The organism is Bacillus sp. 11B20 (assembly GCF_056098985.1).
Genome location: NZ_JBLZWZ010000007.1, coordinates 819,688 through 835,701, shown reverse-complemented (window position 1 = coordinate 835,701; position 16,014 = coordinate 819,688). Strand labels below are relative to the sequence as shown.

The following is a 16,014-nucleotide window of genomic DNA, read 5'->3' as shown; positions in this document are numbered from 1 at the left end:
AGTTACTCCAATGTAGAAAGATATTTTTCTAAATGTTTTTTACCAGAATTACTTTTAGGTATTATACCTAGATGATTATATTTCCAAATGGTTTTTCTTTCATGAGGGTTTGTATTCGAAAGATCATCATAATTAAATTCTATATTGAAATGTCCCGTTTCATTAAATATCATTGTGAAATTTGTCCAGGGCTCTTGACCACTTTGTTCAAACGCTCTCCTAAGTTCTTGGATACAGTCAACTAATTGATGCCATCTTTCTCTGTATTCATGTTCACTCACTTCAAACAATTCAGTGATCTCATGACTATAGATCGGCTGATCACCATTTTCCTTAGGTAAAAAATAAAAGTAAGCAGTCTGTGAACCTTCAACTACTTCACCATATAAATACACCTTTATCCAATTGACAGGTATTGTCTTAACTACAATATCAACTATCTGTTTGTATACATATTCTAGTTCTTCTTCATTCATTATTTTTTCCCTCCATACACATTATCGAATCGTCTGATTTCCCATTCATCATCACCAATTTTATACTTAATATCAAAAGTTTCTGGACGTAGAGAATCAGCTTTATAGTTAGGTGTTATCTTTACTTTAACCTGATCACCATTTTGAAGAGCATCAGCCCATGCATTCTCAAGTTTTTTCCATTCACCTTTATTTAAATTTCCATTCATTGGCACAAGATTATCAATATCCCCTGAACCTTTAAAAATAGTTGCAATCAAGTGACCTCCGTCATCATCTAGTAATCGATCTGGCTTCCCTGAATTGGATTGAGCATATTGGTTTCTTTTGACCTCTCCGTATTTTAAATCACTTGCTTCGACTTTGACAATACGTCCGTAGTGATCGGTTGTATAGGTGTAGCCTTGCTTTGTTGAATAAACAACATTTGGTTTTAATACTTTTTTACGTTTCCATCTCACATAGTGATCTCCGTAGCTAACAACAGTTGGTGGTGATTTTGGTGCTGGTAATCGTCTGCCTGTCTTAGAGATACCGTATCCTGAATTGTTGTCTAGACGCTTTGCCATAGAGAGGAGTTTATTTTTGAGATTTTCTCCGTCAAACACGTTATACGGCAGCTTCGGGCCGCCAGCCATTTGAAACTTTGGTGAGTATGGCAATAGATTCGGAATAGAGACTCTGTCTAATGATTTTGCTCCTTGTTCAAGGCCTTTCTTCACCGTTGTTTTTGCCGCTGTTGTCCCCGCTTTTGTAATGGCACCTGCCCCTTTAGACCCAAAGACGATTTCTGCTAGAGAGCCAGTGGCATAGGCGAACCAGTGTGATCGAGAATATGCATCACCATTAATGACTTCTTTTTGGAATGAGTCTGAAATCGATTTTCCAATCGCTTTCGACGTTTCAATTGGATGGGAAACAGCCGTTACGACCGATTCAACGGCATCTCCAGGATCTGTCACAAGATCATAGATGCCAACTACTGTATCTTTGGCCACATCATATAGACCAACTGCTGCACCTTTTACAACATCAACGAACCCCTCTGATGCTTCTTCCTGCGCTTTGATCTGGAGAAGCTGGCTGTAATACATTTTTTGATCGTAAGAAAGGTTTTCATATCCAATTTCGTCTACAATCTCAAAGTATTTCTCTTCTGATATACACGAAGGATCGTTGAGCTTTTCTTTCAATTCTTTGATTCTTCGTTTCTCTTTTTCTTCTTTTTTCACCTTTAAATATGCTTTCACCTGTGCATCGATTTTATCATGATTCTTGTACACATCTGTCTCATGAAATGCTTTTGCATCGTAATACATTGGCTGCGCATTTTCCCCTTTTCCTGTAGCAGCCATCATTTTTGCATAAAAAGTGGCGAGGTGTTTTTCAATCGCTTCTGATTTTGCGTATTCTGTTTTTAGCTCATGATCTATTTTATGTACAGCCTCAATTGCATCTTTTCTTTTTTTGTTCGCATCATCTAAATGTTCATTGACCTCTTTACTTGAAAATACATTCAGTTCTATGAGATCACTGATGTCATCAAAAATAGTGGAGAGAGCTTCTTTTTGTTCCTTAACCATATCTTTATTATTCTGAATCCCTTGTTTCAGTTGAGCGTCTAAGAAATGCTCATCAATAAATGTACTCCCGCCTAACGATTCATCATCAAGCTTTCCTTTTACCCCATCTAAAAACGCTTTTTGCATATCGATAAAGTCAAGATAAGTGTCCGTGTAAAGCGCAAGATCCTCATAAAAGGCTTTGATATTATCTGCACCTTTTCCAGTAAATTCATCACCTAATCCCGACACACTTTTTAATGCTTTTTTCACATGCTGCATTTCGTCTCGAAGCTCCTGATAGACTTTTGACCTTTGTTCGACAGCTGAAAGTAAAGATGGAGCATCTAATATTTTCATATAAAAAAGACTCCTTTTATGGCGTATTCTTTTACTAGAATACCATAAGGAGTCTGACACTTTAATCCACTTTATCGTTTTTTAACCAATTATCCTCCAGAGCTCCCTCTTGATGCGACGGTTTGGACATCATCATGTTGAGGTTGAATGAAACCATTTGTAAAGAAAAGTGTACCTAATGCTACCACAGCTATTGATAATGGAATAAAAAAAGACTTTTTCATTTAATTCACTCCTTTTCCTACAAATTGACTTGCATGTAAGGCTCTTTTATAATAACTCAATGATTGTTGCAACAAGCCTTTTTCCTCTAAATATTTCGCCACATCAACCAAGATTTCCTCTAAATCAACCCAAACTCTTCTTTCTTCAAGCTCTGCACACAAATTACTGATATTGGCTTGTTGAGTTTCATTTGTTTCATATAATAGTTCTTTTAACAATTTAAATTTAATTTGAAAAATGTGATGGTTCACTTGTTCCGACAAAGAAATGCCTAGATCAACCCATTCAATCACTTCATTGCTTTGATTTGATACTTCTATTCTGGCTAGTTCATATAAACATCTCATTTTTAATAACATTTGTTTCTCAATTTCTTCATAACTCAGTGTGCGTCTAAAAAATGCAGATGCTTTCTCAGCATTCTCTCTTTTGCTTTCCAAAAAACCCATGCTGTAATAGAGATGAATAATTAAATGATTGTCATTGATACTTCGGATCATGTTCTCTGCTTCGTTAAAAAGTTCACTTGCTTTCTCATATTCAAATTGATCGATTAAGTTCAGCGCATGCAGCATTCTACAGTTAATTTGTCTTTTGATATATGATTCATGTGCATTAAATGTGTCACAAGCAATTTGAGCATGATATTTAGATAAGAAAGTCATTTTCAAATCATAAAATAGAACAGCTAGTTTATAATGAAATTCTGCTTTTTCTATTTCATCATCAACATAAGCCAACTTCTTCTCAGCTATTCTGAAATAACTTAGCGCCTTATCATAATCTTGTAAGTAGTCATGATAGATCCCATTATAGAAATAGAAGTAATAGGACATGAGTTTGTTTGTCTTCTCTTCTTTTTCGTCTGGTGCATTCCTCTCAAAGAATGGTTTATCTAGGTTTTTGCTAATATTCTGAAGTTTTAGCTTAAGTCTAAAGCTTAAAAGTTGATAATACAAAAGAACATCTTGATTTTCTTCCATTTGCTCGATTGCCTTGTCTATGTCATCTTGCATTTCAATAGCTGCCGACAAATCCCCTTTTTGTATGGCAAGATTCCAGGTGTTTAACATGTTTCCTACCTCCTGAGAGGCAATTAATTCTGTCATCCCTTTACCCCCTTCTAAGCAAATCCCTTATAATATTTTAACACTAGATTTACAACATATGTAAAGACAAACTGTCCCTAATAGAAATTTTCGGTATCCCGCAAATACATTGAATGAGTGACTTTAGAATCGCTGATTAGAAGTGACAAGCAACTGAACGAATTCTGAGTTCTTTTAGAAGGGCTACGCTAAAAGTGGAATTCACAAAATGTTATTTTAATGCCTATCACAAAAAAATCAACAGGTAATTGCATAAACAAACAAGCCTTTCTCATGTCGAAGGCCAGTTTGTTATGAATCAAATATTAACCTATTCGAGCGATAGGAATAACATTTTCATCAGCAGCAATGTGTTCAGGAAAAATAAAACCTTTTGTATCTGAGGTAAAACAAATATCTGCCTCTTTAAAACATACATCTACAAATTCAGAGCAGATAAACTCCTCATTATCTTTATGTTTACCTACTCCCAATCCTATTCGAGCAACTATCTGTGCTATTTCAGATTTATCATAATTCTTGTTTAATAAAGATAAACCTTTAACAATAATGGTATTTTGTTTTTCACCACCATCTTCATTTAACTGTTTGTGCCGTGCAATATATAGCTTCCCATCATAACTTTCATTTGTATTCTCATAGTTAGTCAAATAATGTTCTAAAGGAACTATTCTAACACCATCGTCCTCGACACTTTCAATTATTAATAATAGCCCTTTCCACTTCAGAATAATACCAACATGACTAAAGAGTGAATTGGAAACTTGTTTAATTAACTTACTTACCAAATATTCACCCGAACATAATAAAAGGTCACCAGTCCTCAGATCATTCTTTAATTCGGTATATTCTATAGTATTTATACTTTTAAATTTATCCGAACTCATCTAAATTACAGCCTCCTTGCCTAATTTAAAAATAATCCCTCAATTTCTAAGGGCATTAAAAATTAATACTTTTCTGGATTACATAAGTATCTTTTCACTAATTTTCATATTTAATACAATTCTAATATATTTACTGAAAAGGATCTTCAGCTCTTAAATTAACCAAAAGACGCATAAGGGCTCAATCATTTTGTAAATATCCCATCTTCTTTATGCTATCTCCATATTCTTTTGAAATCCAACTAGTATTATGATTATAGAGTATCAGCAAACAATCATTTTCGTTGAGTATTTATTTTAGACATACTTTCTTTATTCAAGTTTCTAAAAACAAAATGAAAAGAGCAACTTCCATGTCAGAAGTTACTCTTTTTAATCTTCATCTTCAGGATCTTCGTCTACACCCAATATCAAATTCTCATCTTTAAAATACATTTCATAAAGTGTACGCTCTGTTACTTCTCCTTTTTTAATTCGTTGGTTCAGAATAAACATTAAATCTATAGGTTCACGCTCATAATAAATGCTGTCGCCTTCTTCGAAATGAAGAATAGGCTTGTTTAAGTATGCATAAGATTTTGGCTTAGTAAAGCACGTCCACTTTACTTGAGGATGGTTTCTTCTAATAACTTCTGCATAATAAATCCCGATATCCATTGCTATTGCATAGTCCACTTTTGCAATTTCAACTGGATTAGCCAATAAGCTCTTTTTTTCATCTTCATAAATAAAATCAGGATATTGCCTTAATTCTTCTAATTCTCTACCAATCTCTTCTTCTGATAATTCATAAATTTCAATCTGAGATAAAAACCAACTATAGATATCTATAAGTGATTCGGGGGTGAAATTAAAGTCCACCTCTTCATTAGTAACATTTTTCAAAACTTCAATCCGAAGTGGTATCTGATTAACAAACCAATCGAAGAGAATTTTAGCCTCTTTTTTTGATAAAGTTTCAAAGGATTCCATTATAATTGGTGGTTCCATTAATACATACTCCATTAAATTTCTCCCTCATATTTTAATTATTTTCGAATATTGGCTATACTGCTCTAACTCAGTTGTATTTTATGGTTTGCTTGCTCAATTCTACCAGTATTTGTGCTTATAATGAAGTAGTACTACTTTACTTTATCAATCAATTCAATTTTTTAATCGGAAATCTTTAACCACTTGTTTCCTTACAAGAATGAGAAGTTCGTACAACCTATATTTGATACATCGATCCAAATTATTTGCATCTCTTGGACCTAGACATCCCTGCAGTTGCGGCCATTTCTTTTGCGACAGCTTCGTCAATTTGTTTTTTTTGCGTATTAGGCTATCCTTCGCCTTCCCCCTTTTCAAGGTCATCCAGATGTTTTACGACCGGTGCAATCGTTTCCTCTAGCATCTTTTGCAAATCTTCTTTGTTCACTTCTTCTTCCTTCTTCTCTTCCGCTTGACTCAACAGATTGTCGATAGCGGCTCTTGCATTTTTCAATTCAGTTAAGTTAGCAGCGGAAAACTTCCGACCTGCCTTTTTTACTTCTTCCGCTGGCTTCTCATTTTTCAAAAAGAAGTTTTTAAGCAAAGAAAAAAGCCCCTTCTCATCAGAAGCTGGCTCACGCTCTTGCTTTCCTATATCCGCTGTTCCGGCCATTGAATATCCGGTGATCTCGCCCTTTTGAATCTGATTCCAGATTTCATCGGAAGCCTTCGTCACAAGGACCCACGATCCTTTCTTGATAACTTCACCGCCCATTTCAAAATCGGAAGGAGCAATGTAAGATTCAACGACTTCCCCGACACCGCCTTGGAAATCATGTTGCTTGTCGATCTCACGTGCATCTTTTAGGAACCCGTGAGCGGCTTTCTCAATCTCCTCCGGTGTCATGTAATCCCCATGTGCATCAGCAACGTTTGGTTCGTATACAATACCGTACACAAGACGCTGCACATCATCAACCTTCGCAATGACCTTGTTCTCTTTTTGAAAGTCTGGCTGTTTTTCTGACTTCATAAAAAAGAACTGCTTTTGATTAGCAGCCTTGTCCACGTATGAAACGTGTGTGATTTTTGCATTTATCAATTCACGTTAGAATATGAAGCCTCCTGAATGTGAAGCTCATTGTACATTGACACAAAGTTCCCTACCAAAATGACACAAAGTACCCACTTTTATCGATTAGATTTATGACTAATTGGCAATAGTAACATGTTCTTTTCGCATTCCGGCAATCGGGACAAGAACTTGTACCGATAAAATAAAAAGCCGCTAAAATAGCGACTTCAATGGGGCCATGTTCTTGTCCCTCGACAATCTTTAATAAACGGAGCAAATTTGTCCCTGGACAATTTTCTGTACCATTCATACGGAGTATCCCTCAACCGTGTTTAACCTCACATCGTATCAGTTTTAAGTGCATGTGATTGATGTTCTTTTCCCTGGACATCTTTAATCAATCTTACATGGTCTAAAAGTTTCATGTTTAGCTTCATACTCTTCTATTAATCGGATTTTATTTCCATCAAATCTAATCATTGATATACCATCAAATGAATAAAGTTGTTCTTCTTTTGCTTTAAAAAACCATTCTACAAAAAATAAGGTATCATTTACTTGATGAATATTTTTTATCTTCCATTCTAAGACAACTTGCTTCAGTAACATTTTTTTGATCCACAAATGGACTTCCTCTATACCCACATAAAGAAATATTCTTTTATAATTTTTTCTTTCATAAGTACTCCTCTATTTTTAATTAAGCGCAGTTCTTAACTAGTGTTTTGAATCTATTATATCAAAATGAACAAAAAAAAAGTTCTTGGTTGGAATTTATGTCATTCTACACTCCTTCGCTTTATTGGTGCACTTTAAAGCCTTGTTATATTAGCGGTGTACCAAGTACACTAAGTACACCTACTATAATGTATAAGGAGAATGTGAAGCTGCCGCGCTCTCGTTTAAGCTTGGGGGCGTGCCAAGCCCCTCGCCTATACGAAAAAGGGGTGCTCTTGTAAAGAACACACCCCTTTATTTAGGTAACTTAAATTCTGTTATCCCATTGGGATTTTAGGTAACTTAAATTCCGTTAAAAGAAAAGAGCCAATGATAATTACATCATTGGCTCTTCTTAACTTTAAAGATATAGTTTCTTTCAATCCACACTCCTCAAGGGAGCGACAAGCTAATAATACTAATCGTTCTAGCAAAGTCTAGTCAATTATTAGGTTTATTTGTTGCATCAATGTAATGCTTATTAGATTTCTTATTCTCTATAATATCTTCAGTCCTACCCAAAAGCATTTGAATTTCTTTTCTATTATACTGCTTTTTTATTTTCTCTTTAAATGCTGTTTGTTGATTAATAGTTGATTTATGCATCTTTTTCCCAAATTGTTTCAAATAAATCCCGGTGTATTTACTCTGTTCAAATGATGTAAATTCGTTGGTTTCGTTAATTTCATTCATAAGAAATCACCTCCTAAACATATATCGGAGGTGATTTGGAAATTTTCAGGTGTTCACTGAATTGGTTCTATTTAATGTAAAATTCGCTAGTGTAGAATGTTCCAAGAGTTGCAATATGATTGCCCTTTTTGTCGTAACGTTCTACATCCACTCTAAATCGATAAGTACCTTTTTTGTTACCAAATGACTCTTTGATGTCAAATTGATCATAAAGTTTTTCACCTGGGTTAAGCGGGTTCGGGGAGTTTGTTTTAATTGTCTCCCACTTGCCATTAACCTTTCTTTGTGAAATTAAATTGGGACCAGCACTAAAATCGTTGTGGTTTTGCACCGGAATTCGTACGACCTTATCCTCTCCAATTTTGTGATTTGCTTTTGTTGGATTGGCAGATACACCAAATTTTGATGCCATGCTCATCATCTCCCTCTTTATATTTTTGCGCTCCTATCCCTCACCAAAGCACCTGCAGCCATACACCCAAAAGACGACTGTTCCCATCAAATCATCGTTTCCTCCGGATACGGCCGCCGCAGACCAGCTGCTATCCAGGCTCAGAATGTCCCTCTCGTATTGCCACATTCCTCAACACCTTTGTTCCGTATCCAGATACGCCATTGATAAGGGAAAGACGCGTCTTCCAATAAAAAATGCGGACACCAATCAAGGCACTTAAAGTGCTCAATAATCAGCGTCCGCAGGTTCTTCCTTCTGGACAAAATATTCACGTTCGTTTTGCTTGTCTCTATCATACGATGACCCACGCATGAAAAAAGGTCCCCATTTTATCCTCCTTTTTGTCGGCTTTTTCTCCGCATTACAAATAAAAATAGTGCCCATAAACATGGACACTTTGGTTCTATTATTCCCAAAACGCATCGCCTTCAGAATTAATATACTTCTGAAGAAAAGTTTCAAAATCTACATCAAGCAGCCTATATTCTAGACCGTCTTCAAATAGATAAAGGTTGGAATTTCCCTTATTTATCATCAAGTAGCACCCTTCAAAAAGAGCAGCAATAGCTGTTCCATCAACCTGATCAAAAAAATCATTAGACAACTCGGATTCGATTTCTTCTAAACTGAAAATGTGTAATCCTCCACCCACCTTGTTCCCAAAAACTATGTCTTCAAATATTCTTGCGCCATTATGTAGACATAAAAACTCTTTGAAATCGTCAGGCAATGCATGATGTTTCTTTTCAAATTGTTTTATATTTTCTTGATCGGCTGGAGCATTGAAGGTACAGCATTTTTCATAGACTTCACCGTCTACCGAGAAATTGATGGTGTTCTTCTCATCTAATTGATTTTCAAGCTTTTCTAATATCTGCACGATCCTACTCAATCTTTCACCTTCTATCTATATCCTCTCCAACAAGGAGAAACCTCTTGTTGATGCAACGTTCTTGTGAGTGCATATAAATTACCCATTTTATTATCTCCACCATATTCTAAAGGAATAACATGTTGAATGTCTAAACTAGACCAATCCCATTTAGAATCTCCGTATTTACTAATATACATCTGATATATTAATTTCGGATGTCCTTATCTCTCTTTACTCTATCTTCAGGCTTATACCATTTCATATTTGCTTTTGTTGGTGATGGTAATGATTTACCACTATGATTTCTCATCAATCCCTTGAAGTAATCACAATTGTTCAGATTTCATCCTACCACTCCTTGAAAGTTCATATGGAAATTTTCTTGTAATCTATCTAATTCTGAAAATCGTTTGTATTTTTACAAAAACACCCTTGAATTTTTTATAAAATATAGGATAATTAGGTATATCAAAATAAACAAGCGAGGGTTTTAAATGAGATTTAAAAAAATTATAACTTGTTCCGCGTTATCCTTTGCTTTACTTGTTTCTGCATCTCCTGCATTTGCTTCAACTTCTAATGCAGACAGCAACATGAGTCAAAAGGTAATAACTCCTCAAGCCGAGCTGAAAACTATTCATCTACATCTAAAAACCAATAAACAAAGAACTATCAAATGTTTCGGTGTCTTTAAATTAAGATGCTATAAATGGTGATTGTACTTGAACAGGCAAATATCAAGGTTGGTATTAAATGAGATAGGAGGGTGACTCCCTATCTCACTTTTAATTAGCTAACTTTAAAGTAAATACCTGCCATCACTATGCCTGTTTTAATAATTTCAGAATCATCAGCAATTAACTTATTTTTGATTTTTGACTGTCCCTATAGCAGGAATCTCCTGCTATATTATTTTGTATGAACTCGAGTAATTTAAGTTTGTAAATTGGGCGTCGTGTGTAGTGATTTCCGTTTTCCCGTAAATAGGTGTTTCAGCTAAAAACGTTTGATTGGAATGGCCATCTAGGATAATGAGTTTCACTTCTCCTTTGGTCATAAAGTTATTAATGGAAATAGTTGAATTTGTAAGTTATTCATGCGCAGAAGGCCTCCCAGTTATAATGAATTATCGAGATTCATTAAATCTGTAGCCTTGTGCTTTGGTTCTTTTTATTTGCCCCGAAGAGTTTGCAAATCATGTATACATATTTTAAAAAGGTTTTCGTCCCTTAAAAAGACAGGTCAACCAGCACCTTTAAATCAGCTTCAGTAAGTGCCTCATCCAAATTTTCCGCCCAAGACTTTGGAACAACCAAGGTTTTACCACTAAGGAACCTTACTAATGTCATCCTCGGCTACTTTAAGTACATAACCTGCTTTATTAAGTGTTTCTCTTTTTCCTTTCCTAGATGCTTTAATCCAGACTCCTTCTAAGAATTTGTTTTTCATCTGATAATTTTTCCATCCTTTCCTGATCCGACTGAGCAGTTCATATTTTTTAAGTGGTTCATAGAGGTGAACACTCTGTCCATCGTCTAAGCGATAGAGTAGGAACCATCGTTTTGATCGTTTGCGTGCCTTCTTAAGCATTCCCGTCAGAATCGTCTTTTACACTTTGAGAGGAATCTAAATTATTATCAGATGTTTCTTCCGTCTGTACCGGTTTACCTTCGTTAATCTGATCCTCCTTTCAATCCCACCACTTTACGTTCAATGTCCATGGACTTTTTCTTAAATCTTAGTTTTTTCTGCAGGTAAGCTCAATTCATCCTCTAACTGTTCCAGCTCATGATCAACAATAATGTGAACTACACTACTGTGATCTACTGATAATTTATAATCAGACACTCTACATTTGCAAATATAGCGGAGAATATCGTTTCACTTGAACTTCGTACCAATCATTTCAGCAAGGTTTTGAATACTTTTTTGAGACCTTCGTTGAAATTTCAAAGCCCCCTTTTTTCTGGGGTGAATTGTGGGTGATGGCTCCCTCAAAACAAAAACCCCCTGAAGCCAATGGCTTCAAGGGGGTTTATTTATTAATACTGAGACATATACTGATCGCGTTCCCATGGGTGTACTTGGGTTCTGAACATATCCCATTCAATTTCTTTTGATTCGATGAAGTGCTCGAATAGGTGATCGCCTAGTGCGTTGATCATGACTTCGTTTGATTTCAGCAGCTCGAGTGCTTCTGCAAGTGTTGCAGGTAGGTCAGCGATGCCGTTTTCAAGGCGCTCTTCTTTGTCCATGACATAGATGTTTCTGTCGATTGGTGCTGGTGCGTCTAGTTTGTTTTTGATTCCGTCTAGACCTGCTGCAAGTAATACGCTTAGTGCAAGGTATGGGTTTGCAGATGGGTCTACGCTGCGCACTTCTACACGTGTGCTGATGCCGCGTGATGCCGGGATACGGATCAATGGGCTGCGGTTTTGTGCACTCCATGCTACATAGCAAGGTGCTTCATAGCCAGGTACAAGACGCTTGTATGAGTTAACCGTTGGGTTTGTGACTGCTGTAAAGCTTGTTGCGTGCTTGACGATACCTGCGATAAAGTGTCTAGCAGTCTCGCTTAATTGTAAATCTGCTTTTTCATCAAAGAATGCGTTTTTACCATTTTTGAATAATGATAGGTTACAGTGCATACCAGATCCGTTTACACCGAACAATGGTTTTGGCATGAATGTCGCATGAAGACCGTGTTTTCTCGCAATGGTTTTGACAACGAGTTTGAATGTTTGAATGTCATCACAAGAACGGATTGCGCCTGCATATTTGAAATCAATTTCGTGCTGTCCTGGTGCTACTTCGTGGTGAGATGCTTCAATTTCAAAGCCCATTTCTTCAAGTTCTAGCACGATATCACGGCGGCAGTTTTCACCTAGATCTGTTGGTGCAAGGTCAAAGTATCCACCTTTATCGTTTAGTTCAAGCGTTGGCTCGCCTTTTTCATCTAATTTAAATAAGAAGAATTCTGGCTCAGGTCCAAGGTTAAAATCACTAAATCCTAGTTCTTCCATTTCCTTTAAGATACGCTTTAAGTTGTTACGCGGGTCTCCATCAAACGGTGTCCCATCTGGCTTATAAATGTCACAAATAAAGCGTGCAACTTTACCTTTTTCTGCTGTCCAAGGGAAAATAACAAATGTGTTTAGATCTGGGTATAGGTACATATCTGATTCTTCGATACGTACGAATCCTTCAATAGATGAACCGTCAAACATACATTTGTTATCGAGAGCTTTTTCTAACTGGCTCACAGGAATCTCAACATTTTTAATTGTTCCGAGAATGTCTGTAAATTGCAGACGGATGTACTTTACGTTTTCCTCATTTACTAATTTTACGATATCTTCTCTTGTGTACTTTGCCATTTCGTAAAACTCCTCCCCTACAAAAGGTAAAATGTGTATAGCAATGCTTTTGCTAATTGGTTAACGGAAGAACCTTGACATATCCCCCTGCCTAAAGGTCGTCCCTTGTTGGAAACGTCCAGCCTGAATGAGTTCCTTCTTCAGTAGCTTCCTGAGTTCATCATCTGACAAGTTGTGCTTAGCTGTGGTTTTTTCCTCCGTCTTTTTATCAGACGATGGATTTTCTGCCTCAGCTTTGGCAAAAAGCTTTTTGATTCCTGCCATGTTTACACCTTGTTCGATGAGGTTTTTAATTTCTAGTAATTTATCAACATCATGAAAAGAAAATAATCGGCGGTTTCCATCACTTCTTGCTGGAAATACTAAACCATTTTCCTCATAATAGCGAATTTGTCTTGCAGATAATTCTGTTAGCTGCATGACAATCCCAATTGGGAATAAAGGCATTGAGCGGCGAATGTTATCACTCATCTCAACTGTCTCCTCCTCTTTGCTTAAATTTATTATATGTCATGTTATATTATGTGTCAACACCATGTTAGGAATATTAACATGATTTTTTTATTGAGCAGGCACTTCAATAAAACCTTGATCCAATAAGGCATCGACAGCACTGCAAATCGCATTTTTCACATGGGCATACGTGAGACCACCTTGCACGTAGGCAGTATAAGGCGGTCTGATCGGACCATCGGCTGATAATTCGATACTGGCACCTTGTACAAATGTGCCCGCTGCCATAATGACATCATCCTCGTAGCCCGGCATATAGCTTGCATGCGGTGTGACGTGACTGTTAATCGGAGATGCATACTGGATTGCCTGACAGAACGCAATCATTTTTTTAGGATCTCCAAATTCGACAGATTGAATCAAATCCGTTCTTTTCGCATTCCATGCTGGATTTGTTTGGAATCCGAGCTTCTCAAGAAAACGAGCCGTAAATACTGCGCCTTTTAAGCTTTGAGCCACAACATGCGGCGCCAAGAAAAAGCCTTGATACATTTCCTGGAGCGCATACAGCGATGCACCCGCTTCACTGCCGATGCCCGGAGATGTCATTCGATAAGAGCAAGCTTCGACCCATTTTTCTTTTCCAACGATGTAGCCGCCTATTTTGGCAAGGCCTCCGCCTGGGTTTTTAATAAGTGAACCGGCCATGAGATCAGCTCCGACATGACACGGCTCTTGTAATTCAGTAAATTCACCATAACAGTTATCTACAAACACAATGATTTCTTCATTTATCTCTTTCACAAATGAAATCATTTGCTCAATTTCTTCTATAGTAAAGGATGGCCTCGACGCATAGCCTTTTGAACGCTGAATGCCGATCACTTTTGTTTTAGAAGAAATCGACTCTTTTACTTTGTCGTAATCGACTGATCCATCTTGAAGCAAATCAATGGCTTTGTAGTCAATCTGGAAATCTTTTAATGAGCCTGTCCCTTCTTTCCCGCGAATCCCGACAATTTCTTCTAGCGTGTCGTATGGTTTTCCCGTCATGTAGATCAATTCATCGCCAGGTCTCAGCACACCAAATAAAGCAATGGAAATCGCGTGTGTGCCGGAAATGATCTGCGGACGGACAAGGCCGCTTTCTCCTCCGAAGACATCCGCATAAATCTTTTCTAACGTGTCTCTCCCCATATCATCGTAGCCATATCCAGTTGTTGGATTAAAGTGAGAGTCACTGACTTTGTGCTTGCGATAGCTTTCAAGCACCCGCCACTCATTTTGTTCGCTCGTTTGATCAATTTGCTGATGCACGTGTAAAATCTCTAGTTCTGTTTCTGCTGCTGCTTTTTCTAAAATACTGCCGTGTTTTAATGTGTGAAACATCTTGATTTAATTCCTTTCCAACATATACTTCTTGATTTGACCTAAGATGGTCTGATCCTCACCACTATATCCGGTGATGTCGTAAATCTCTGCTTCTTTTTGAAATTCTAGTGATTCCACAAGCGTTTCTGATTTTAATGCGGAGATAAGCTTCCCTTCATACGCTGGAATCTTCACATGATATGGCTTTAAAAAGGCTTTTTTCAGCTCAGCCATAATATCCGCTTTTAACCTTTTTACATCTTCTTTGCGTCTAGCACTGATTAATATATGGCGATGCTTTGAAGATGGGATGAAATCTGGTCTGATTTGATCTTCCTTATTATAAACAGTCAGCATTGGAATACGGTCCGCTTCTAATTCTTCTAAAAGCTCATGAACCGTTCGTTCGTGTCCTTCATAATCCTCATTAGAAGAGTCGATGACATGAAGCAAATAGTCGGCTTCCTTCACTTCTTCAAGGGTGGAACGAAATGCGGCGATCAGTGTTGTCGGAAGGTCTTGGATAAAGCCAACCGTATCCGAAATGAGCACACTGTAGCCAGATTCTAATGTCATCTTACGTGTCATTGGGTCAAGTGTCGCAAACAGCAGATCCTCTTCATGACTATCTGCTTCTGTTAATTGATTAAACAAAGTTGATTTTCCGGCATTCGTATACCCGACAATGGCAATTTGGAACACACCATTTTTCTTTCGGCGTTCCCGGTATCTTGTTCGATGTTCTTTGACTGCAGATAACTGCCCGTTAATTTCGTGAATGCGGTTTCGAATATGGCGTCTGTCTGTTTCAAGTTTTGTTTCACCTGGACCTCTTGCGCCAATTCCGCCTCCCTGTCTTGAGAGGCTGATCCCTTGTCCACTTAGTCTCGGCAGGGCATACTGAAGCTGGGCAAGCTCTATTTGCAGTTTCCCCTCTCTTGTACGGGCTCTTTTTGCAAAGATATCTAAAATCAATTGCGTACGATCAATAATTTTTACATCTAAAGCAGTCGCCAAAGCTTTTAGCTGGCTTGGAGAAAGCTCGTCGTTAAAAATAATGACATCACATTCGAGTTCCTCGCAAAGCACCTCAAGTTCTTCTACTTTCCCTTTACCGATATATGTTGCGCTGTCTTGTCTATTTCTCTTCTGCGTCATCACGCTGACAGCTTCACCGCCAGCCGTTTTGGTTAAGGAAGCTAATTCTTCCATTGAGTATTGAAAGCGTTCATCCGTTACATGCGGCAATTGACAGCCGACAAGGATCGCTTTTTCTGTCATTTCATGTTCATTCAACGTCAGTTGTTTCCTTTCTGTACTTAAGTTTTCAGTAGTACCATCATACCAAACAGATCACACGTATACCACTATTCGGATGGTTTATTTTAGTGACTCTTTATAAAAAGGAT

At 37.3% G+C, this 16,014-nt stretch carries 15 protein-coding genes and 1 pseudogene; all 16 read right to left on the bottom strand.

The window, feature by feature from the left end; translation table 11 throughout:
* Positions 1-2: 2 nt before the first annotated feature.
* Positions 3-476, bottom strand: coding sequence for an antitoxin YezG family protein (locus ACN6NB_RS08460; RefSeq protein ID WP_144485285.1), 474 nt, complete (start codon positions 474-476; stop codon positions 3-5).
* Entirely contained in the window at positions 476-2,398 is a 1,923-nt protein-coding gene (locus ACN6NB_RS08455; RefSeq protein WP_144491251.1) for a T7SS effector LXG polymorphic toxin, read from the bottom strand. The genes ACN6NB_RS08460 and ACN6NB_RS08455 overlap by 1 nt, the downstream gene beginning before the upstream one ends.
* A gap of 89 nt (positions 2,399-2,487) precedes the next feature.
* Positions 2,488-2,622, bottom strand: a complete 135-nt coding sequence (locus ACN6NB_RS08450; protein WP_254966822.1) for a hypothetical protein — start codon at positions 2,620-2,622, stop codon at positions 2,488-2,490.
* Positions 2,623-3,732, bottom strand: a complete 1,110-nt coding sequence (locus ACN6NB_RS08445) for a response regulator aspartate phosphatase (RefSeq protein ID WP_059375450.1) — start codon at positions 3,730-3,732, stop codon at positions 2,623-2,625.
* Between the two features lie 305 nt (positions 3,733-4,037).
* Positions 4,038-4,619 (bottom strand): YiiX/YebB-like N1pC/P60 family cysteine hydrolase, encoded by a 582-nt coding sequence (locus ACN6NB_RS08440; protein WP_099663282.1) that lies wholly within the window; start codon positions 4,617-4,619, stop codon positions 4,038-4,040.
* Positions 4,620-4,991: 372 nt separating this feature from the next.
* On the bottom strand, positions 4,992-5,609 hold the full coding sequence (locus ACN6NB_RS08435; protein ID WP_142352181.1) for a hypothetical protein: 618 nt from the start codon (positions 5,607-5,609) through the stop codon (positions 4,992-4,994).
* Between the two features lie 346 nt (positions 5,610-5,955).
* Positions 5,956-6,693: pseudogene (locus ACN6NB_RS08430) on the bottom strand (XkdF-like putative serine protease domain-containing protein); the annotation flags it as partial.
* A gap of 366 nt (positions 6,694-7,059) precedes the next feature.
* Positions 7,060-7,290, bottom strand: a complete 231-nt coding sequence (locus ACN6NB_RS08425) for a hypothetical protein (RefSeq protein ID WP_474253310.1) — start codon at positions 7,288-7,290, stop codon at positions 7,060-7,062.
* A gap of 534 nt (positions 7,291-7,824) precedes the next feature.
* Positions 7,825-8,076 (bottom strand): hypothetical protein, encoded by a 252-nt coding sequence (locus ACN6NB_RS08420; RefSeq protein ID WP_144494812.1) that lies wholly within the window; start codon positions 8,074-8,076, stop codon positions 7,825-7,827.
* A 67-nt stretch (positions 8,077-8,143) separates the two neighbouring features.
* Complete coding sequence (locus ACN6NB_RS08415) at positions 8,144-8,488, bottom strand: structural protein (RefSeq protein WP_144490505.1); 345 nt, start codon at positions 8,486-8,488, stop codon at positions 8,144-8,146.
* 448 nt (positions 8,489-8,936) lie between these two features.
* Positions 8,937-9,422 (bottom strand): SMI1/KNR4 family protein, encoded by a 486-nt coding sequence (locus tag ACN6NB_RS08410; RefSeq protein WP_186315123.1) that lies wholly within the window; start codon positions 9,420-9,422, stop codon positions 8,937-8,939.
* 886 nt (positions 9,423-10,308) lie between these two features.
* The gene (locus ACN6NB_RS08405) at positions 10,309-10,479 is read right to left on the bottom strand and encodes an XtrA/YqaO family protein (RefSeq protein WP_313959867.1); all 171 of its coding nucleotides are present in this window, start codon (positions 10,477-10,479) and stop codon (positions 10,309-10,311) included.
* 967 nt (positions 10,480-11,446) lie between these two features.
* The gene (gene glnA / locus ACN6NB_RS08400) at positions 11,447-12,781 is read right to left on the bottom strand and encodes a type I glutamate--ammonia ligase (RefSeq protein WP_007499421.1); all 1,335 of its coding nucleotides are present in this window, start codon (positions 12,779-12,781) and stop codon (positions 11,447-11,449) included.
* 60 nt (positions 12,782-12,841) lie between these two features.
* The gene (locus ACN6NB_RS08395) at positions 12,842-13,252 is read right to left on the bottom strand and encodes a MerR family transcriptional regulator (RefSeq protein WP_039178801.1); all 411 of its coding nucleotides are present in this window, start codon (positions 13,250-13,252) and stop codon (positions 12,842-12,844) included.
* A gap of 90 nt (positions 13,253-13,342) precedes the next feature.
* The gene (locus ACN6NB_RS08390) at positions 13,343-14,623 is read right to left on the bottom strand and encodes a methionine gamma-lyase family protein (protein WP_247544161.1); all 1,281 of its coding nucleotides are present in this window, start codon (positions 14,621-14,623) and stop codon (positions 13,343-13,345) included.
* A gap of 6 nt (positions 14,624-14,629) precedes the next feature.
* Positions 14,630-15,901, bottom strand: coding sequence for a GTPase HflX (gene hflX, locus ACN6NB_RS08385; RefSeq protein ID WP_041084763.1), 1,272 nt, complete (start codon positions 15,899-15,901; stop codon positions 14,630-14,632).
* Positions 15,902-16,014 lie beyond the last annotated feature (113 nt).

What these genes read in the sequence shown, in the direction of transcription:
- ACN6NB_RS08440 (WP_099663282.1), bottom strand. Translation starts at nt 4,619, where the DNA reads ATGAGTTCGGATAAATTTAAAAGTATAAATACTATAGAATATACCGAA.
- ACN6NB_RS08455 (WP_144491251.1), bottom strand. Translation starts at nt 2,398, where the DNA reads ATGAAAATATTAGATGCTCCATCTTTACTTTCAGCTGTCGAACAAAGG.
- ACN6NB_RS08420 (WP_144494812.1), bottom strand. Translation starts at nt 8,076, where the DNA reads ATGAATGAAATTAACGAAACCAACGAATTTACATCATTTGAACAGAGT.
- ACN6NB_RS08395 (WP_039178801.1), bottom strand. Translation starts at nt 13,252, where the DNA reads ATGAGTGATAACATTCGCCGCTCAATGCCTTTATTCCCAATTGGGATT.
- ACN6NB_RS08450 (WP_254966822.1), bottom strand. Translation starts at nt 2,622, where the DNA reads ATGAAAAAGTCTTTTTTTATTCCATTATCAATAGCTGTGGTAGCATTA.
- glnA (WP_007499421.1), bottom strand. Translation starts at nt 12,781, where the DNA reads ATGGCAAAGTACACAAGAGAAGATATCGTAAAATTAGTAAATGAGGAA.
- ACN6NB_RS08460 (WP_144485285.1), bottom strand. Translation starts at nt 476, where the DNA reads ATGAATGAAGAAGAACTAGAATATGTATACAAACAGATAGTTGATATT.
- ACN6NB_RS08415 (WP_144490505.1), bottom strand. Translation starts at nt 8,488, where the DNA reads ATGGCATCAAAATTTGGTGTATCTGCCAATCCAACAAAAGCAAATCAC.
- ACN6NB_RS08435 (WP_142352181.1), bottom strand. Translation starts at nt 5,609, where the DNA reads ATGGAACCACCAATTATAATGGAATCCTTTGAAACTTTATCAAAAAAA.
- ACN6NB_RS08390 (WP_247544161.1), bottom strand. Translation starts at nt 14,623, where the DNA reads ATGTTTCACACATTAAAACACGGCAGTATTTTAGAAAAAGCAGCAGCA.
- ACN6NB_RS08445 (WP_059375450.1), bottom strand. Translation starts at nt 3,732, where the DNA reads ATGACAGAATTAATTGCCTCTCAGGAGGTAGGAAACATGTTAAACACC.